Origin of the sequence: Actinoalloteichus fjordicus (genome assembly GCF_001941625.1) — a bacterium.
GTDB lineage: Bacteria > Actinomycetota > Actinomycetes > Mycobacteriales > Pseudonocardiaceae > Actinoalloteichus_A > Actinoalloteichus_A fjordicus.
In genome coordinates this window covers 2,714,452-2,732,166 of record NZ_CP016076.1, presented here as the reverse complement: position 1 = coordinate 2,732,166, position 17,715 = coordinate 2,714,452, and the positions used below count along the sequence as shown (strand labels likewise).

General features: G+C 68.8%; 19 protein-coding genes and 1 pseudogene. 4 read left to right on the top strand and 16 right to left on the bottom strand.

Annotation, left to right across the window (positions count from 1 at the left end; translation table 11 throughout):
• Positions 1 to 14: 14 nt before the first annotated feature.
• The 5 genes from UA74_RS12220 to UA74_RS12195 form a co-directional block, all read right to left on the bottom strand.
• Positions 15 to 581, bottom strand: coding sequence for a shikimate kinase (locus UA74_RS12220; protein WP_075740354.1), 567 nt, complete (start codon positions 579 to 581; stop codon positions 15 to 17).
• Entirely contained in the window at positions 578 to 1,765 is a 1,188-nt protein-coding gene (gene aroC, locus UA74_RS12215; RefSeq protein WP_075740353.1) for a chorismate synthase, read from the bottom strand. Before aroC ends, UA74_RS12220 begins: the two co-directional genes overlap by 4 nt.
• A gap of 1,193 nt (positions 1,766 to 2,958) precedes the next feature.
• The gene (locus UA74_RS12205) at positions 2,959 to 3,624 is read right to left on the bottom strand and encodes an A24 family peptidase (protein WP_075743719.1); all 666 of its coding nucleotides are present in this window, start codon (positions 3,622 to 3,624) and stop codon (positions 2,959 to 2,961) included.
• A 370-nt stretch (positions 3,625 to 3,994) separates the two neighbouring features.
• On the bottom strand, positions 3,995 to 4,453 hold the full coding sequence (locus tag UA74_RS12200) for a PTS sugar transporter subunit IIA (protein WP_075740352.1): 459 nt from the start codon (positions 4,451 to 4,453) through the stop codon (positions 3,995 to 3,997).
• The gene (locus UA74_RS12195; protein WP_075743718.1) at positions 4,450 to 4,686 is read right to left on the bottom strand and encodes a glucose PTS transporter subunit EIIB; all 237 of its coding nucleotides are present in this window, start codon (positions 4,684 to 4,686) and stop codon (positions 4,450 to 4,452) included. The genes UA74_RS12200 and UA74_RS12195 overlap by 4 nt, the downstream gene beginning before the upstream one ends.
• Before the next feature lie 225 nt (positions 4,687 to 4,911).
• Here UA74_RS12195 and UA74_RS12190 point away from each other — a divergent pair, with 225 nt between their 5' ends.
• Genes UA74_RS12190 through UA74_RS12180 form a run of 3 tightly spaced genes read left to right on the top strand, consistent with a single transcriptional unit; the run spans position 4,912 to position 7,320 of the window.
• Positions 4,912 to 5,715 carry a GntR family transcriptional regulator gene (locus tag UA74_RS12190; protein ID WP_075766107.1) on the top strand — a complete coding sequence of 268 codons (804 nt, stop codon included), beginning with the start codon at positions 4,912 to 4,914 and terminating at the stop codon, positions 5,713 to 5,715.
• Positions 5,705 to 7,042 (top strand): PTS transporter subunit EIIC, encoded by a 1,338-nt coding sequence (locus tag UA74_RS12185; protein WP_075740351.1) that lies wholly within the window; start codon positions 5,705 to 5,707, stop codon positions 7,040 to 7,042. Before UA74_RS12190 ends, UA74_RS12185 begins: the two co-directional genes overlap by 11 nt.
• Positions 7,043 to 7,050: 8 nt before the next feature.
• Positions 7,051 to 7,320 (top strand): HPr family phosphocarrier protein, encoded by a 270-nt coding sequence (locus UA74_RS12180; protein WP_075743716.1) that lies wholly within the window; start codon positions 7,051 to 7,053, stop codon positions 7,318 to 7,320.
• A 108-nt stretch (positions 7,321 to 7,428) separates the two neighbouring features.
• Here the strand turns inward: UA74_RS12180 and UA74_RS12175 are convergent, their stop codons facing one another.
• Genes UA74_RS12175 through UA74_RS12155 form a run of 5 tightly spaced genes read right to left on the bottom strand, consistent with a single transcriptional unit; the run spans position 7,429 to position 10,147 of the window.
• Complete coding sequence (locus UA74_RS12175) at positions 7,429 to 7,884, bottom strand: Imm1 family immunity protein (protein ID WP_075740350.1); 456 nt, start codon at positions 7,882 to 7,884, stop codon at positions 7,429 to 7,431.
• Entirely contained in the window at positions 7,881 to 8,684 is an 804-nt protein-coding gene (locus UA74_RS12170) for a DddA-like double-stranded DNA deaminase toxin (RefSeq protein ID WP_075740349.1), read from the bottom strand. The genes UA74_RS12175 and UA74_RS12170 overlap by 4 nt, the downstream gene beginning before the upstream one ends.
• 13 nt (positions 8,685 to 8,697) lie before the next feature.
• The gene (locus UA74_RS12165) at positions 8,698 to 8,949 is read right to left on the bottom strand and encodes a hypothetical protein (RefSeq protein WP_075740348.1); all 252 of its coding nucleotides are present in this window, start codon (positions 8,947 to 8,949) and stop codon (positions 8,698 to 8,700) included.
• Positions 8,950 to 8,967: 18 nt separating this feature from the next.
• On the bottom strand, positions 8,968 to 9,288 hold the full coding sequence (locus UA74_RS12160) for a DUF397 domain-containing protein (RefSeq protein ID WP_075743715.1): 321 nt from the start codon (positions 9,286 to 9,288) through the stop codon (positions 8,968 to 8,970).
• A gap of 13 nt (positions 9,289 to 9,301) precedes the next feature.
• Entirely contained in the window at positions 9,302 to 10,147 is an 846-nt protein-coding gene (locus UA74_RS12155) for a helix-turn-helix domain-containing protein (protein WP_075740347.1), read from the bottom strand.
• Between the two features lie 173 nt (positions 10,148 to 10,320).
• Between UA74_RS12155 and UA74_RS12150 the strand changes: the two genes are divergently transcribed.
• The gene (locus UA74_RS12150) at positions 10,321 to 10,683 is read left to right on the top strand and encodes a hypothetical protein (RefSeq protein ID WP_075740346.1); all 363 of its coding nucleotides are present in this window, start codon (positions 10,321 to 10,323) and stop codon (positions 10,681 to 10,683) included.
• A gap of 213 nt (positions 10,684 to 10,896) precedes the next feature.
• On the opposite strand, the gene UA74_RS12145 is transcribed toward UA74_RS12150, so the two are convergent.
• From UA74_RS12145 to UA74_RS12120, 6 genes and pseudogenes are all read right to left on the bottom strand, one after another.
• The gene (locus tag UA74_RS12145) at positions 10,897 to 11,760 is read right to left on the bottom strand and encodes a shikimate dehydrogenase (RefSeq protein ID WP_075740345.1); all 864 of its coding nucleotides are present in this window, start codon (positions 11,758 to 11,760) and stop codon (positions 10,897 to 10,899) included.
• Positions 11,761 to 11,838: 78 nt separating this feature from the next.
• Positions 11,839 to 13,068, bottom strand: coding sequence for an endolytic transglycosylase MltG (gene mltG, locus UA74_RS12140; protein ID WP_075740344.1), 1,230 nt, complete (start codon positions 13,066 to 13,068; stop codon positions 11,839 to 11,841).
• A complete protein-coding gene (gene ruvX / locus UA74_RS12135; protein WP_075764392.1) occupies positions 13,065 to 13,601 on the bottom strand; it encodes a Holliday junction resolvase RuvX in 537 nt (178 codons plus the stop codon). The genes mltG and ruvX overlap by 4 nt, the downstream gene beginning before the upstream one ends.
• A complete protein-coding gene (alaS, locus tag UA74_RS12130; RefSeq protein ID WP_075764390.1) occupies positions 13,598 to 16,276 on the bottom strand; it encodes an alanine--tRNA ligase in 2,679 nt (892 codons plus the stop codon). The genes ruvX and alaS overlap by 4 nt, the downstream gene beginning before the upstream one ends.
• 549 nt (positions 16,277 to 16,825) lie before the next feature.
• Positions 16,826 to 17,036 (bottom strand): annotated as a pseudogene (locus UA74_RS33500) (hypothetical protein); the annotation flags it as partial.
• Positions 17,033 to 17,458 (bottom strand): DUF948 domain-containing protein, encoded by a 426-nt coding sequence (locus tag UA74_RS12120; RefSeq protein ID WP_075740340.1) that lies wholly within the window; start codon positions 17,456 to 17,458, stop codon positions 17,033 to 17,035. The gene UA74_RS12120 and the pseudogene UA74_RS33500, both read right to left, overlap by 4 nt.
• Between the last annotated feature and the right edge of the window lie 257 nt (positions 17,459 to 17,715).

Below are 17,715 nucleotides of genomic sequence, written 5' to 3'. Positions count from 1 at the left end.
GATCCGACCAGTCTCTAGTCCGTTCGCGCGTCGGAATCGCCCGGCTGTACCGACTCGGCGCGCTCGCCGCCCTCCGCGAGGGCGGCGACGACGGCGGCCGCGACCTCACTCGGATCCTGGCGATCGGTGACGACCTCCACCGTGGCGACCTCTCGGTACAGGGGCAGCCTCGCGTCCAGCAGGGCCTTGAAGGTCGCTCTCGGGTTGAGCCCCGCCAGCAGCGGACGCGCGGTGGACAGACCGGTACGCCGGACGCCCTCCGCCATCCCGACGTTGAGGAAGACCACCGTGTGGCCGCGCAGCAGCTCCCTGGTGTCGTCGGCGAGGATCGCGCCCCCGCCGAGAGCCAGCACGCCGGACTGCTCGGTGAGGCAGCGACGCACCGCGTCACGTTCCCACGAGCGGAAGGCGACCTCCCCCTCACCCGTGAAGATCTGGGCGACGGTCTGGCCCGCGCGCTGCTCGATATGGTCGTCGACGTCGAGGAAGTCGACGCCGAGCCGCTCGGCCAGCAGTCTTCCGGTGGTCGACTTCCCCGCACCGGGCGGCCCGACGAGCACGATCGGCGTGGTCCGGCTCATCGCCGCTCCTCCAGATCCCGCAGGTAGCCCTGGGCGTTGCGACGAGTCTCCGACACGGAGTCACCGCCGAACTTCTCCAGCACGGCATCGGCCAGCACCAACGCCACCACCGACTCGACCACCACCCCGGCCCGGGGCACCGCGCAGATGTCGGAACGCTGATGGATGGCCACCGCAGGCTCACCGGTGGACACGTCCATCGTCGCCAAGGCCCGAGGCACCGTGGAGATGGGCTTCATCGCGACGCGAACGCGCAACGGTTCGCCGTTGGTCATGCCGCCTTCGAGACCGCCTGCCCGGTTGCTCCGTCGATGCACCCAGGTCGGCCCGTCGGCCGGATCGATCTCGTCGTGGGCGGCGCTCCCTCGGCGCCGAGCGGTGGTGAAGCCGTCGCCGATCTCCACGCCCTTCATCGCCTGCACCCCCATCAGCGCGCCTGCGAGCCGGGCGTCCAGGCGACGATCCCAGTGCACATGAGAGCCCAGGCCGGGCGGCAGCCCGTAGGCGAGCACCTCGATGACCCCGCCGAGGGTGTCGCCGTCCTGCTTGGCCGACTCGACCTCGGCCATCATCGCCTCGCCCGCCGCCGCGTCGAAGGACCGCACCGGATGCTCGTCGATCGCGGACAGGTCGTCCGGGAGCGGCAGGGGGTGTCCCTCGGAGACGGCCGCGCCGATGGACACGACGTGGCTGATCACGCGCACGCCCAACACCTGTTCCAGGAACCGGGCCGCCACCGTGCCCAGCACCGTCCGTGCCGCCGTCTCCCTGGCACTGGCCCGCTCCAGCACCGGCCGGGCCTCGTCGAAGCCGTACTTCTGCATCCCCGCGAGATCGGCATGTCCGGGGCGAGGCCTGGTCAACGGCGCATTGCGGGCCAGCCCTGCCAACTCCTCCTGGTCAACGGGGTCGGCAGCCATCACCTGTTGCCACTTGGGCCACTCCGTGTTGCCGATCCGGACCGCGACCGGACCGCCCTGGGTGACCCCGTGCCGAACGCCCCCGATGACCTCGAGGTCGTCCACCTCGAAGGCCATTCTGGGGCTCCTGCCGAAGCCGAGCCTGCGGCGCTCCAACTGCGTGGTCATGTCGGCGGTGGTCACCTCGACCCCCGCCACCATGCCCTCCATCACCGCGACCAGCGCGGGCCCGTGCGACTCACCTGCGGTCATCCAACGCAACACGCGGCGAATCCTCCCATGTCGCGACCGCCTCACCCTTCCCGGGCGAGGTCGGACCCCCAGCGGACGGAGCCCCACAGCGGACGGAGTGCCGCCCGACCCAGGGATGCGCGCACCACCGGCAGCCGCCGACGTCGAAGGGCGCACGAGTCCGGCCGCACGCCTGCCTCGGTACTGCGCACCGAGGCACGCCGACCATCGGCGTGGGCGTGGGCGGCTAGGACGAGGCGCACCACGGTCCGTGAACGGAGCAGGACCGGCACCTACCGCGACGGCTCTCGGGCACCGACGGCACCGACCGCCGTCGCCGCCGCGCGACACGACACCCCGGCAGACCCAGCGCCCAGCCACCAAGCCACCAAGCCACCAAGCCACCAAGCCATAAAGCCATAAAGCCATAAAGCCATAAAGCCATAAAGCCATAAAGCCTGATGACAGTCGACGACCCGCAGGTCTGCAAGGCCCGTCGGCCTGGCGGCGCTGAATCTGCCCGTGCCTGCCGAACGCGAGTCCGGTCCTCGCCGTCGCGGCGCCGTCGCGGGCGCACCGCCGATCGTCGGCCCTGCCCTCCCCTGCTTCCTAGCAGCCGGCGGGCGTGCCGGGACCGGCAGCACCACGAGGGGCCGAGGCCCGCGACTCACTCCCGGCAGGGCAGCACGATTCGCAGGCACGACGCCGACGCCAGTCACCGGACACCAGGCACCAGGCACCAGGCACCAGGCACCAGAAGGCGGTGTGCGACCCGAAGGCGGTGTCCGTCCCGAACCCGCGACGTCGTCACGGCCGAGTCGGCCCGGCCCGCAGCAGAGTCCACCTCGGACACGACTCGACATGGCCACGCTGCGTGGACAGCTCGACTCCTGCACCCGGAGGCCATCGGCCTGTCTGGCCACAGCCCGACCCGTGAAACCCGCATCACACGGACTCGCCCAGCTCATCTCCTTTCCAGATCAGTGACTCGTCACGAAGAACATTGACCGTCGACGTACACACACAGCTCGAGATGAGAACGGATGCCTGGCCGATGCACAGCGACTGGACTCATCCTGCGGCAGACGTCCTGAGGCGGACGCGTCGACTGCGACACGTCGCCTTCGACCGCGCCGAGGCCGACATCCCGCTCTGGCCGTCAAGGCCGCAGGCCGCCGTCTCCACGGGCACCCGGCCGTGTGCCGTCGGCAGACGGAACACGCCGTTCAGGGCCGGAAGGTGACGAGAAGCCACACGGGAATCACCATCCCCGGGCCGTGGGGCACAGCGGAGGCGACTCCCGACCGCAGCGCGAGGATCAGCCCCGTCACTCCGGTGATCAGCGGTGCGACCAGCACCGCCAAGAGCCAACTCGACCACGAGACCGCCGCAGCGACCATGCCGACCGTCAATGCCAGCTTGACGTCGCCCGCACCCAACGACCGAGGACTCATCAGATGTACGAGTGCGTGACCGGCAGCCAGCGTGAGCCCGCCGAGGAGTCCTCGGATCAGCACCGCGCCGTCACCCGCCGACCAGGCGGCGAGAACGAGCAGCGACAACAGCACCGGCGGCGCCCGCAGGGTGAGCAGGTCCGGCAGTCGTCTGTGCCCGAGGTCGGCTCCGACAGCCAGCACCGTCAGCAGTCCCGTCGCCCAGGACACCGCAAGCCACCACCCCGACAGCGCCCCCGTCGAGACACGGATGGCCGCGATCGTCCACAACAAGCCGACCAGCACGGCACACCAGGACACCGACACGGGAGCGGGCACCCGGATTCGATGCAACGCACGGGCACCTGCCGCACCCAGCAGCCCGCCGAGAACCGCACCTGCGACGCTCAGGGCGCCAGCATTGCTCACACTCAGGACAGACCAGGATTCACTGTTCATACCGACCAGGTTCCCGATCTTGACTGCGCAGCGCATCACTCGGCCAGGTGGCGGCACGGACAGAACGGGTGATCACTTTCCGAAGGCGCGGCAGACCCTGCTGCCTGCGGTCTCCGGCGCCCCACCGGCGCCGCCTGCCCACTCCGACAACTGACGACCGACCCGTCGCCACACGACGCAGTCGCCGCCCCGCCGGGAATTCGTGCAGGCTCACCAGGCCGACGCGACACCGACCGGGTCCGGCGTCAAAGCACGTCAGAGCACGTCACGCAGTCTTGATCATCGTGACTCGATCGCATCGGAGCAGGCCCCGACCATGACAAGCCTGCGCGTCCACGACGTCCACGACGTCCACGACGTCCGGCTCCGCTCACTGCCCGTCCCAGGTGAAGAGCTCCTCACCCACCGACACCGGCCCGACATCACGCACTCCGCGCAGCGCCGCAGGCACCGAGTCCAGCGCGATCACCGGGCACACCGCTGAGAACTCGGCGGCGCGCACGGCCGTCGGGCTCCAGTCGACGAGACGTTGCCCGGCCCGTACCGTCTCGCCCTTGACCACGTGCAGGGTGAAGCCCTCGCCCTTGAGCCGCACGGTGTCGATGCCCAGGTGCACCAGTACCGACACGCCCGCAGGCGAGGTGACGACGAAGGCATGGGGATGCAGGGCGGCGATGACGCCGTCGACGGGTGCCACCGCCGAGGTCGCATCGTCGGCAGGCTCCACGGCGATGCCGGGACCGACGATCGCCTGAGCGAACACCGGGTCGCCCACCTCGGCCAAGGGCACCACCCGGCCCGCGACTGGGGCGAGCACGGAGATGCTCATCGAAGATCCTCGATGTCGCTGGCGATGTTGTCGGCATCCGGCCCGACCACGATCTGCACGGCATCGCCCGATCTCAGGACTCCGTGCACGCCGATCCGGCGCAGGGCCTGCTCGTCGACGAGTTGCGGATCGGTCAGTTCACAACGGAGCCGGGTGATGCACGGCTCGATCTCGATGATGTTGTCCGCCCCGCCGATGGCGGCCAGAATCGCGGCGGCCTTGTCCTGACTCACGTGGTCCTCCTTGCTCGTGCATCGAGGGAAGACCGCCTGCGACAACGGCCGGTCCACCCCCTGCCGAGACTCGCTCGTGACCTTGAGAATGGTTGACACCCGAGGTCGCGGCGAGCATTCTCCACGACGACAGTGGTCTGGACCGGACAGTACCAATCGCCGCTGTCGGCAGGCGAGCAGTTCTCAGCGATCAGCAGCCGGACCGTGACGGGGCGGGAGGGTTCGATGCGGGAGCACGACGAGAATGCTGAACCACCTGACCTGCATCGACGACTCGTCGCGGGCCCGACGCCCAAGCACGTCCAGCTCGGCGCGATCCTGCGGGACCTGGTAGAGCACGAACTGCCGCCGGACTCCGCCGTGCCCTCCGAACGCGAACTCGCCCAGCGCTTCGGCGTCTCCCGGCTGACCGTGCGCGAGGCGATCGGACGACTGGTCGCGGCGGGGCTGCTCACCAGAGTCCGAGGCCGAGGCACCTTCACGGCCCGGCCGAGGTTGGAGACTCCGCCGCTGACGTCGTTCACCCAGGAGCTCCAACGGCACGGCATGGCGGCTTCCAGCACGCTGCTCACCTGTAGCGAGGAGGTGCCCGCGACGAACACCTCGGCAACGCTCGGTCTCGCGCCGGGTGAGCCCGCCTATCGGGTGTGCAGGCTCCGGCTGGCCGACGGCGTGCCGCTGGCGCTGGAACACGGCTGGTTCAGTCCTCGCCTCGTGCCGGGCCTGCTCGATCACGACCTGACGGGCTCGCTGTACAGCCTGCTCGCCCAGACGTACGGGGTGCTGCTGAATCGCGGGCGGCAAACCGTGTGGGCGGCCGAGGCAGACGCCTCGACCGCGCGACTACTCAAGGTGCGGACGTCGAGCCCGCTCCTCGTCTTCCGCCGCGTCTCGGCGGTGGGAGAGCATCCGGTCGAGGACACCACGTCCTGGTACCGGGGCGACAAGTACCAGTTGACGATGTCAGCGGACCAGCCGGGCACGCCCCGAGGTCCGCACTCCGTGCAAGGAGGAGCACATGAGCGCTGACGCCACCACGGCGGCACGCGGTCGCAACAGCAGAGGATTCGCGCTGGCCCAACGGTTCGGCCGCAGTCTCATGCTGCCGATCGCCGTCCTGCCCGCCGCAGCGTTGCTGTCCCGCCTCGGTTACATCGACGGGTCCGGCGCCGGGCAGGGCGAACTGATCGCCGCCATCCCCGGTGACTTCTTCGATCGGGCCGCGCAGGTCGTCGGGCAGGGCGGCGACGCGCTGTTCCAGTATCTGCCGCTGCTGTTCGCGGTCGGCGTGGCGATCGGCATGGCTCGCAAGGCAGACGGCTCCACCGCCCTGTCCGCGGTGGTCGGCTATCTGGTCCTGCACAACGTCCTGTGGGCGATGCTCGGTGAAGAGCTGACCGAGGGACGGAACTTCAACAACGGCCCCTACGGAGTGCTCGGGGGCATCGTCGCCGGTTTGATAGCGGCCTATCTCTGGCAGCGATATCACCGGATCAAGCTGCCGACCTATCTCGGGTTCTTCGGCGGACGACGCTTCGTGCCGATGATCACGGCGCTCGTCATGATCGTGGTCGGCATCGTGATGGGCCTGATCTTCACCGGATTCAACGCGGGCCTGACCTGGGTCGGCGATGCCGTGGCCAGCTCCACCGTGATCGGCGCGGGAATCTACGGCACGCTGAACCGCTTCCTGCTGCCCTTCGGTCTGCACCACATCCTGAACTCGGTCGTCTGGTTCCTCTTCGGCGACTACGACGGCGTCACCGGCGACCTGAACCGCTTCTTCGCGGGCGACCCCGCTGCGGGCACCTTCATGTCCGGCTTCTTCCCCATCTTCATGTTCGCCCTGCCCGCCGCGGCGCTGGCGATCTATCACACCGCGCGCCCCGAGAAGAAGAAGCTGGTCGGCGGCCTGGTGTTCGCGGGAGCGCTCGCGTCCTTCCTCACCGGCGTCACCGAGCCGCTGGAGTACGCGTTCATCTTCGTGGCCTGGCCGCTGCTGGTGGTCCACGCCCTGCTCACCGGCCTTTCGCTGGCCGTGACCAACGCCCTGGGCGTTCACCACGGCTTCGGCTTCTCGGCAGGCGCCATCGACTACGTACTCAACTGGGGGCTGGCGACCTTGCCCTGGTTGATCATCCCCATCGGACTGGTCTTCGCGGCTGTCTACTACTTCGTCTTCCGCTGGGTGATCACCAAGTGGAACCTGGCGACGCCGGGGCGTGAGGACGACGAGGACGATCAGGACGGCGGGGCCGCCCAGCCTGCGACGCCCGAGGCGGTGGCCACGACAGCGACCACCTCGGCGGCGCCGTCCACCCCGACCGAGAAGCCGCTGGCAGAGACGAAGGAGTGATCACGAGGATGGCGGAACGACGAGTGACGGTGGCGAGCGTGGTGGGCCTGCACGCCAGGCCCGCGGCACAGCTGGCCAAGGCCGCCGCCGCACAGCCGCTGACGGTGAGCATCCGGAAGGGCGACGGCCCTACGGTGACGGCGGCCAGCGTGCTCGGACTGATGACACTCGGGGCCATGCACGGCGACGAGGTGGTGCTCTCCGCCGACGGCGAGGGCGCCGAGGCGGTCTTGGAGGAACTCGCCGCGTTAGTGGCGGCGGACTCGGGACACGAGTGAACGTCGGGGCCGCCGGCCTTGTGGTCGGCGGCCCGGCCTCCCTCGAAGTGCTACTTCATCGACCCTGCTCTGCAGTCACCGTCCGGAGATCACGACGTGGATCTGTGTTCAACTCGGGTCATCCTTATACGGCTGCCAGGCAATGCACTCAGGACGCACGCCACCATTATCCAAGAATTCGTGTAGAGCATTTCGAAGATCACCGATCGAAATCGCCGCATCTGCGGGAAACCGGGCAGCGGAGCGTGTATCATAGTACAATTCAGGCGCATTTTCGATAGGATTTGGATTTACACTGAACCACTGCCCCACCTCGCCCGATGCAGTCTGGCCAATGAAATAAACCGCAGTCACATCTTGGCCCATCCACATGTCGATCGAAAATTGGTGATCGGGAAGATCGAGGGGAGGAATGCTAGGGCGCTCGACGATATTGAACACCGCGTTTTCATCAAGATCAGTCTCTAGTAGATCATCTACCATCGAATCGAGCTCAGCGTGGTCGCGCACGATGATCGAGTTACCATCGCCGTCCTCGAAAAGTGCACTGAGAGTGTACTTCATCGCCTTCTCTTTCCTTTGAACACATGCCTGCCAGCCGGATCATGTACGATCAGAACCTGCCCGGAGTAGAGTATCCACGGCACTGTCCGTCGACAGTTATACAGTTTCTGGTCGCAGACTTCCAGGTTGATGACGATCTCGACGTGATCGACACCGTCACGAGCCATCCGGTAGGCGACCTTGACCTCGATGTGTCTCGCCAGTGCGTTCGGCAAGTGACTCTGCCCTATCGGACCGTGCCCACGAAAATGCTCGTTGATGCTATCAAAGTCACCATCTTGGCCACTTTCGATCTCGTGCACATCGCCACTCGGATCGACGTACCGGCCCGTAGCCTTCTGTTTCTTACCACGCTGAGGAAGGTTCTCGCGCTGACGACGTGCCCAATCCGCAGAGTCCTGCTCGGTGAAGTCCTGCGGGCATTTCTTCGCCGCTGCGGGTCGGGATGGGATCGTGGTCTGGTCGGGCGGTTGAGACGCAGGAGCACCTCGGTCGTCGTCACCCGGGAAATCACTAGCCGGTCCGCTGCTTACCGCCGGGCCGAGGACGGCTTGGGCGTAGGACTCGGTGTGGTGGCCTGCGGATTCCAAGCGGGCCCAGGCTCGGGCCAGGTCCTCGCCCACCTCCTGAAGCAGGGCGACGGCGGCGTGGAGTTCCGGGCTGCTCGAACCTGCCGACGCCTCGATCAGGGGCGGAAGGAGCTCGCCCAGGACGAGTTCTCGGCAGGCCGCCAGCTCACCGGGAGAGACGTCCTCCAACGCGGCCCGCAGAGCGGCGACGACCTCCTCGACAGACTTCATCCCGGCCACGCGCCTAAAGCCTGATCATGTACTGCTGGAGCAGCTCGCCCGCCTGGCGGAGCTTCTGACCGGCGGCGGCGAGGTCATCGCCGACCCCGGCCAGACATTCCTGGGCGTGGTGCGCATGCGGGCTGGTGCTGCCGTGCCATTCGGCGGCTGCTGCCGCGCGTGCCTGGACGAGGCGTTGTCCGATCGCGGCGAGTACGCCGTGTGGGAGTCGATCGAACACCGCCAGGAGCTGTCCTCGGACCTGCTCGATCGACATCGCACTCCAGAAGAAGACTCAGCGGGCCGCCTGCACCGAACGGACGAAGGCGGCTAACTGGGCCGGGGTCAGCACCAGGGCCGGGCCGTCGGGGTTCTTCGAGTCGCGGATCGCCGCCCATCGCCCGCCGTCGACGACCTCGACGCACATGCCGTTGTTGGCGCTGTGGCTGGACTTCCGCCAGGTCACCGAGCCGGCGATCTCGACGCAGGCGCCGTTGTTGGCGCTGTGGTTGGACTTTCGCCAGGCTGTCCCGGCGGCGATCTCGACGCAGCCGCCGTTGTTCGTGCTGCGACTGGACTTGACCCAGGGGGCCGTACCGAGATCAGGGGTAAGCATGATGACCTCCGAGTCAACCACCGTCGGTCATCGTTTCGATGAGCTCGACGGACTCCGCTGGCGACAGCGCAACCTGCTGCGCGCTCTCCGCCGCCATGGTATAGGTCCGCACCTGGTCGAAGTCCTGAACGTACATCGCCCCATCAAGCAGCTCTGCGCAGGCAATCGAACGGGCCAGCTCGAAATCAAAAATGTAGAACGGACCGACCAGTGCAGCGTGCGGCCCGCGCTGCGGACGGGTCACCTGGACGGTGACGTTCGGCAATTCGGCAACCTTCAGTAGATGGCGGTACTGCTCCTGCCGGACCTCCGGTGTGCCGACCGCCAACCCCAGCGCGGCCTCCCCCATCACCGCATGAAATTCCAGAGGCTCCGCATCCGTCAACCGCCGAGCCCTGGCCAGTCGAAAGGAGACGAATCGTTCACTGTGATCTGCGCGGACAAAGCCCGTCGCCTCTGTGAGCGCCTGGGCATAGTCCTCAGTCTGCAAGAGCCCGGGGATCACCGTCGGCTCGTAGTGAAACTCCGCCGTCGCCAAACCCTCCAGCCCGATCATCGTCCGGAACCAGTCCGGCACGACATGTGCCCACGGCGCCCACCAGGCACGTTCGTCCGAACGGCCCGCGAGGGCGCACAGCCGGTCGATGTCCCGTTGCGAGACGCCGTAGCACTCCAGCACCTTGGCCACGTCGTCCGGATACTGCTGGAACCGGCCCGCCTCCATGTTGCTGAGCTTCGGTTTGCTGATCGCCACCTGGGCAGCGACCTTCGACAGGGAGAGCCCGGTCTGCTTCCGATAGTCCGCCAGCTCCGCTCCGATCAGCCATCGCAGGGCCGAAGGATCACTTCGTTCTGCCACGTCGCACTCCTTCCAGACGCCCTTATCGCAGGGTTGACGAGCGCACGTCGGGGTGCGCACCGCCCACTGTGGATCAGCGCGGATCAAAGATCAATCACCCCATGAGGTGATCGACGCGCAAAACGTATCGCCATATGGTGTGTCTTGAATCACGCACAACGTTGGAGGTACTGATGACCGATCCGAAGCACGTGACCGGACGCGCCGCAGCAGGCCCGGATCTCACGTCCGCCCCACCGCACCTCGGCCCCGCCGCCCACCGGACCATCACCGAGTTGGTCACCGACGAGGCACCTCGTCTCTTCGCGCTCTGGGAATGCGCAGGCGCGGACGAGGACCCCGTGGACGGTCGGGTGCGGTACTGGGGCATCCAGATCGGAGATCGTTCCGCGCTGCTCTACCCGGACGGGGTGCTCTGGGGCACCTCCGGCTCGGCGGAGTATGCGAGCCACGGCCTGTCCATGATCAGCGCCGAACGACTCGTGACGGTGGATGTGGGAGGCCCGGACAACAGTGACGGCGAGGGCCGCCCCTGACGCCGTTATCGCGGACGGACAGGGCCTGCTCGCCGCGTACGACGTAAGCGATCTCCTCGACGATGCGCCCTGTCCCGCCCGTGCCAACTTCGACGCTGAGAGGCGTCATCGGGCTCCGCCGAACCGAGCCGAGGCAGCTGGCAGCAGCACGGCCGCGTCATTCCAGCGCAGTGACAGTCCGACGCAGGCGACAGCATCAGCCCGGCGACGGCATCAGTCCAGCAACAGGGGGACCTCGCCGCCGGTGGCCTCACGCAACGCATCGCGCATCGCCACACGCGGCGCGGGCAGTCCGGTGAACTGCACGACCTGGCCGAAGGCCTGGTGCAGCAGCATGTCCAGGCCGGTGGCGAGCCTGCCCCCCGCCGCAGCGACCGCCTCGGCCAGCGGCGTCGGCCAGGGGTGGTACACGGCGTCCAGCACATGCGGCGTCGCCGCGAGAACCGCTGCCAGCGAATCCGCCGCGCCTGCGGGCACCGTCGAGACGAGGACGGCGGACTCCTTCGCCACGGCGGCCAGCTCGGGCTCCGACAGTCCTACGGTCTCCACCGAGACGCCCGCCCGCTCGGCGGCGGCCAGGGTCTCCCCCGCCCGCGCCACCGCCCGCACGGCCAGCCGGACCGAGGTGATGCCGAGATCCGCGATGGCCACCATGGCCGCCGAGGCGGTGCCGCCCGCACCGAGCACCAGTGCCGTGTCACCCACGGCGGGCCGGTAGGCGGCCGCGACACGCAGGGCGCCGGTGATGCCCTCGACGTCGGTGCAGTCGGCCCGCCAGCCGCCGCCCGCCAGCGGGACGAGGGTGTTCGCCGCGCCGACCGCCGTGGCCCGGTCGGTCGCCTCGACCGCCGTGGCCAGGGCGGCCCGTTTGCCCGGCATGGTCACCGACAGCCCGGCCCACTCCTCGCCGAGCCCGGCCACCAGCTCCGGGAGTGCCTCGGCGTCACACTCGATGCGGTCGTAACGCCAGCCTGTCAGGCCCAACTCCCGGTAGGCGGCGCCGTGCAGGACCGGTGAGAGCGAGTGCGCCACCGGAGAGCCGAGGACGGCGGTCCGGCGCCGGGGCGAATCGGTCATCGGAGCACCACGAGATCCAGATCGCTCGTATTCACCGGCCGAATCTGCGTCATCGTCGCATCACATGAGAGCATCCGTTCACCAGACGCCCCTCTCGACCGCGTCGAGCGCGTCCGCCTCATGCTCTTCATTGGTGTCGTTGAAGCAGGACGTGCCGTCCTCTTCGCACTTGACGAAGTACATCCAGGTCTCGTCCACCGGGTTCGCCGCCGCTTCCAGCGCCGGGGTGTGTGGTGAGGAGACGGGGGTCGGCGTCAACCCGGTGTTCAAGTACGTGTTGTACGGGTTGGGCGTATTCCGGACGCCGCTGTCGGTTCGGATGGAACCTGTTCCGTCGAAGTAGTTGATCGTGGAGTCCAGCCGTAGCCTCTCATCGACCCGCAACCGGTTGTAGAGCACCGTGGCGATCGACGGGAAGTCGGACTGGATGCCCTCCTTCTCGATCAGCGAGGCCACCGTGAGGAATTCATACGGGGTGAAGCCGGAGTCATCCGAGATCCCCGGCATCCCGGCGGCCTGCAGGCGGGTGGAGGAGGTGCTCAGGACGCTGTTCAACAGCTCCTCGGCGCTCCAGCTCGGGTTGATGTGGTAGAGGCCGGGCGCGATCAGGCCTTCGAGTCGCCGGTGCTGCTGCGGCGCCGCCGTCACGCCTGCGACCGCCCAGTCCGGGATGTTCAGCTCGGCGACGTCGGTGTTCTCGGCGACGTCCCACAGCTCGTCTGCCGACACGCACTGCTCCGCGCCGTCGAGCTCCGCGCAGCTCGCCTCGGCCAGGATCGTGATGATGCCCTGGGACTGCACGCTCTCGTCGGCAGCCAACGTGTCGTGCAGGAGCATCCCGCCCTGCACCTCGGCCTGGCCGAGCCTGGCGTCCTCGTCGAGGATCTGACTCAACGCCGCAGCGCCGGACATCTCGTTGCGCAGGAGGTAGAAGCCGGGCTGGATGCCCGTCGAGGCCGGATTGCCCTCGGCGGCGGTGGTGAAGGCCCTCGGGCTGGCGATGACGCCCTCATCGGTCATCGTCTGGGCGATCTGGCCGAGGCTGGCTCCGTCGGCGACCTCGATGACGACGCTGCCCTCGCCCTCGCCCTCGAAGTCGTCGTAACCGCCGATGCTCATGATCTCGCGGACGCCGTAGATCGCCCCGGCCGCCACGACCGCCAGCAGCACCGCGCCCCCGATCAGGGTGACGAGGCGCTTCCGGCGGCGGGCCGCCGGGTCTTCCTGATCCACCTTGCTCTTGCCTCGGGACTTGCGTGACCGACTGTCGCCGGTCTCCTCATCGAACAATCCGAGGTCGTCACTCACGGAGCTCCTCCTGGGTCCGCCGCTGCTGCGCGGTGCGCGGCCGACCTGGCATCGAGCCAGGCCTGCAGGATCTCGACGGCCGCCGCCTGGTCCACCACGGCGCGCTGCCGTCTGCCGCGAACACCGCGTTCGGAGAGTACTCGGGCGGCCGTGACGGTGGTAAGTCGTTCATCGGCCAGCCGGACCGGAACGGGCGCGACGCGGGCGGCCACCTTGGCCGCATAGGCCTCGGCCGTCTGGGCGGCGATGCCGTGCCGGGCAGCCAGTGTCCTGGGCAGTCCTATGACCACCTCGACCACCTCCTGCTCGGTGACGATCCCTGCGAGCTCGTCGACATCACGATCACCGCGTTCATCACGGGACAAGGTACCGAGGGGGGTGGCGAGGATCGCGGAGGGATCACTGATCGCCACTCCGACCCGCACCGACCCCACGTCCACGCCGAGCCGACAGCCGTGTCCCGGGTCGTCGACGCCGGGCCGGTCGAGGCCATCGCCCCGACCGGCCTTCTGACGTCGTTTCGGTCGGCTCACCGGCTCGCCGGGGCGGCGGCCAGCTCCCGATGGAGCGCGGCGATAGCCTCGGGCACGCCTGCGGGGTTCGTCCCGCCGCCCTGCGCCATGTCCGGCTTGCCGCCGCCGCGAGCGGCGATGGCGGGCGCGAAGGACGGCACGAGCTTCCCGGCAGCCAGTCCCCGCTCCCGAGCGGCCGTGTTGAGGGTGACCAGGAAGGCGACCTTCCCGGCGGCCTCGTCGGCGGAGAAGAGCGCGACCACTCCGGGGCGCTCGCCCAGCCTGCCGCGCACGTCCAAGGCCAGGGTGCGCAGATCACCACCGCTGACGCCCGCAGGCAGGGCGGCGGCGACCACGGCGAGGCCGTCGACGTCGGCGGCGCTGTCGGCGAGACCGCCCGCCGAGGACAGCAGCGCGGCGGCGCGGACCCGCTCCAGCTCCTTCTCCGCGAGGCGGAGCCGTTCCACCAGGCTCTCCACCCTCGCGGGCACCTCCTGGTCGGGCACCTTCAGCATGGCCGCGATGTTCTGCACCAACGCACGTTCCGTGGCCAGGTAGCGGAAGGCCTCGATCCCGACGTAGGCCTCGATGCGCCGTACTCCGGAGCCGATGGAGGACTCGCCCAACAGCGTGATGGGGCCGATCTGCGAGGAGTGTTCGACGTGCGTGCCACCGCACAGCTCACGGGACCAGGCACCGCCGATCTCCACCACGCGCACGGACTCGTCGTAGGTCTCGCCGAACAGGGCGAGCGCGCCCAGCTCCCTGGCGCCCTCCATCGAGGTGTGCAGCACGGACACCGCGAGGTCCCGCCGCACCGCCAGGTTGGAGACCTCCTCGATCTCGCTGCGGGTCTCCGGGGAGAGGCCGCCGGGCCAGGCGAAGTCCAGTCGCAGGTAGCCGGGTTTGTTGTACGAGCCGCTCTGCAGGGCGGACGGGCCGAGCACCTCACGGAGGGCGGCGTGCACGACGTGGGTGCCCGAGTGGCCCTGTCGCGCTCCGACCCGCCATTCGGGGTCGACCTTGGCGAGCACGGCCGCGCCCTCGGTCAGTTCGCCCTCCAGCACCCGCACCTGGTGCACCCAGAGCTTGCGGGACACCTTCTGCACGTCGAGCACCTCAGCCCGCACCGAGTCGCCCAGGATGGCTCCGGCGTCACTCTCCTGGCCGCCGGACTCGGCGTACAGGGGGCTCCGGTCGAGCACCACCTCGACGATGTCGCCCTCACCTGCGCTGCGGACCCGGGTGCCCTCGGCCACCAGGCCCCGGACGACCGACTCGCTCTCCAACCGCTCGTAGCCCACGAACTCGGTGGGGCCCTGATCCAGCAGCTCGCGGTAGACCGACTTGTCTCCGTGGCCGGTGCGGCGGGCGGCGGCGGCCGACTTCGCGCGGGCGCGCTGCTCGGCCATCAGCGACCGGAAGCCCTCCTCGTCGACCGACAGACCCTGCTCGGCCGCCATCTCCAGGGTGAGGTCGATGGGGAACCCGTAGGTGTCGTGGAGCTGGAAGGCCTTGTCACCGGGCACGACGACGGCTCCGCTGTCCCGCGTCGCGGTCGCGGCCAGGTCGAAGATCTTCGAGCCGCTGGTGAGCGTGGTGAGGAAGGCGTTCTCCTCGGTGCGCATCACCGATTCGATGCGCTCGTAGTCGGTGGTCAGCTCGGGGTAGGCGGGCGACATGACGTCCCGGACCACCGAGGTGAACTCGCCGAGCACCGGCTCCTTCACGCCCAGCAGGCGCGCGGAGCGCACGATGCGGCGCAGGAGCCTGCGCAGGACGTAGCCCCTGGCCTCGTTGCCGGGTGTGACGCCGTCGGCGATCAGCATGACGCCCGAGCGCGCGTGGTCGGCGATGACGCGGAATCGGACGTCGGCGGTCTCATCGGCGCCGTAGCGCCTGCCGGACAGCTCCTCCGCCTTGGCGATCACCGGCCGGACCAGGTCGGTCTCGTAGACGTTGTCCACGCCCTGGAGCAGGTAGGCGACCCGCTCGACGCCCAGGCCGGTGTCGATGTTCTTGGCGGGCAGCTCGCCGAGGATCGGGTAGCCCTCCTTGGCAGGCCCCTCGCCCCGGATGTTCTGCATGAAGACGAGGTTCCAGATCTCCAGGAAGCGGTCCTCGTCCACGATCGGGCCGCCGTCGCGCCCGTGTTCCGGACCCCGGTCGTAGTAGATCTCCGAGCAGGGACCGCACGGCCCCGGCACGGTCATCGACCAGTAGTTGTCGGCCATCCCTCGGCGCTGGATGCGCTCCTCGGGCAGGCCCGCGATCTTGCGCCACAACAGCGCCGACTCGTCGTCGTCGTGGTAGACGGTGGCCCAGAGCCGGTCGGGGTCGAACCCGTAGCCGCCGTCGGCCTGGCTGGTGGTCAGCAGGCTCCAGGCATGCTCGATGGCGGTCTCCTTGAAGTAGTCGCCGAAGGAGAAGTTGCCCGCCATCTGGAAGAACGTGTTGTGCCGCGAGGTCTTGCCCACCTCGTCGATGTCCCCGGTGCGGACGCATTTCTGGATGCTGGTGGCCCGGGGGTAGGGCGCGGAGGCCTCGCCGAGGAAGTACGGCTTGAACGGCACCATGCCCGCGTTGACGAAGAGCAGGTTCGGGTCGTCGAGCAGCAGCGACGCGCTGGGGACCACGGTGTGGCCCGCTCGCTCGAAGTGGGACAGGAAACGCTGGCGGATGTCGTGTGTCTGCACGGTGATCCCTTACTGAATCAAGTCTCGTCCTGCTTCAGGCGACCGGCACGGGCACTCGAGAAGACGACGGCACGGGTCGGCGACAGTCCGTCTGGCGACGGCACGAACGCGCCGAGAGGGCGTTCGACTGCGCCTACCCTGCCATTCGGCCTTCCCGGTCGCGTCCGGAGGTCGGCATCTTCAGGTGGGCGAGCCTGCCGGAGAGGGCAGGCGGCGGAGCTGTCTCGGCGGGAGGTCGCGAGGTCTCACGACGACGAGCGGCCGTGGATCGTCTCGGCGGCGGGCATTCCGCGTCCTCCCCGGCGGGGCGTCGCGGAAGAACTCGGCGGCGAGGCGTCGCTCAGCCTCCCGCCCTACGCGCTCGGCCACGCACGGGGCGGGGCGCCTCGCCTGCCTGCCCCGTCCCGGAGCCGAGCTCGCCCCGTCGGTGCAGGTCGCCGGGAGTGGGACGGATGGTGCGCACCGGGCGGGTGAAACCGGGAACGCCCTGGCCGGGAACCCAGGAGCGGGCGCCGGGATCGGCGGGGGACGCCAGTCCGGACTGCACCTCGACGACGTCGGCCAGTTCGCGTTCCCGCTCGTTCATCCCGGCGCGCACCTCGGCACCGAAGGTGCCCAGGGCGCCCGCCAGCTCGCGCACGGCGTCGCCGACGTTGGCGGCGACGCCCGCAGGCGTGGCCTGCCGGGCTGCCTCAGCCATCCTGCGGCTGATGGCGATGCCTGCCGCGATGCCGGCGCCGAACCAGAACAGTCGACTCATCGCCTGCCTCCCCTGACTCGACCCCGACGGCGACCGCCACGGGGAGACTCGACGTTACCGCGTCCCGAACGTCGGCCGCGCCTGCCACGCAGGGCCTTGCTCAGTCCGTAGGAGAGCGCGGCGAGTTTGACCAGCGGACCGCCGAGGGTCGCGGTGAACAACGAGCTGAGCGCCGAGACGTTGCCGCTGACGGTGCGCGCGTTGGAGGTGATGCCGTCCACCCGTTCCAACTGCGCGTTCACGTGGGTGAGGGTGGTGTTGGCCTCGGTGAACAGCGGCTCGGAGTTCTCATGCGCCTTGCGGATGGCGATGGTGGCCTCGTCCAGAGTCCGACCGAGCTTCAGCAACGGAACCGCCAACAGCAGCACCAGGAGCACGAAAGCACCCGCTGCCACGAGTGCCGCGATCTGGCCTGCCGACACGAACTCCTCCTAGCGGACTGCCGATGAATGGGAGGTCTCGCGATCCCCCGCAGAATCGGGCGGGGCCGCGTTCCTTGATCGTTCTTCGAACGGCGATCAGGTTACCGGGTGCGCCTCGACGCCGCTCGGGCAGGCCGATCGAGTGCTGTGGGTCACTCACCCGACCCCGCCCACGCCTTCCCCTCCGCAATCTCGTTAGCCTAACCTAACCTAACCCAGGGTGGCCTAACGGTCACCAGCAGACGAGAATTGTGAGG

What these genes read in the sequence shown, in the direction of transcription:
- UA74_RS12220 (WP_075740354.1), bottom strand. Translation starts at nt 581, where the DNA reads ATGAGCCGGACCACGCCGATCGTGCTCGTCGGGCCGCCCGGTGCGGGG.
- UA74_RS12205 (WP_075743719.1), bottom strand. Translation starts at nt 3,624, where the DNA reads ATGAACAGTGAATCCTGGTCTGTCCTGAGTGTGAGCAATGCTGGCGCC.
- UA74_RS12200 (WP_075740352.1), bottom strand. Translation starts at nt 4,453, where the DNA reads ATGAGCATCTCCGTGCTCGCCCCAGTCGCGGGCCGGGTGGTGCCCTTG.
- UA74_RS12190 (WP_075766107.1), top strand. Translation starts at nt 4,912, where the DNA reads ATGCGGGAGCACGACGAGAATGCTGAACCACCTGACCTGCATCGACGA.
- UA74_RS12185 (WP_075740351.1), top strand. Translation starts at nt 5,705, where the DNA reads ATGAGCGCTGACGCCACCACGGCGGCACGCGGTCGCAACAGCAGAGGA.
- UA74_RS12180 (WP_075743716.1), top strand. Translation starts at nt 7,051, where the DNA reads ATGGCGGAACGACGAGTGACGGTGGCGAGCGTGGTGGGCCTGCACGCC.
- UA74_RS12175 (WP_075740350.1), bottom strand. Translation starts at nt 7,884, where the DNA reads ATGAAGTACACTCTCAGTGCACTTTTCGAGGACGGCGATGGTAACTCG.
- UA74_RS12170 (WP_075740349.1), bottom strand. Translation starts at nt 8,684, where the DNA reads ATGAAGTCTGTCGAGGAGGTCGTCGCCGCTCTGCGGGCCGCGTTGGAG.
- UA74_RS12165 (WP_075740348.1), bottom strand. Translation starts at nt 8,949, where the DNA reads ATGTCGATCGAGCAGGTCCGAGGACAGCTCCTGGCGGTGTTCGATCGA.
- UA74_RS12160 (WP_075743715.1), bottom strand. Translation starts at nt 9,288, where the DNA reads ATGCTTACCCCTGATCTCGGTACGGCCCCCTGGGTCAAGTCCAGTCGC.
- UA74_RS12150 (WP_075740346.1), top strand. Translation starts at nt 10,321, where the DNA reads ATGACCGATCCGAAGCACGTGACCGGACGCGCCGCAGCAGGCCCGGAT.
- UA74_RS12145 (WP_075740345.1), bottom strand. Translation starts at nt 11,760, where the DNA reads ATGACCGATTCGCCCCGGCGCCGGACCGCCGTCCTCGGCTCTCCGGTG.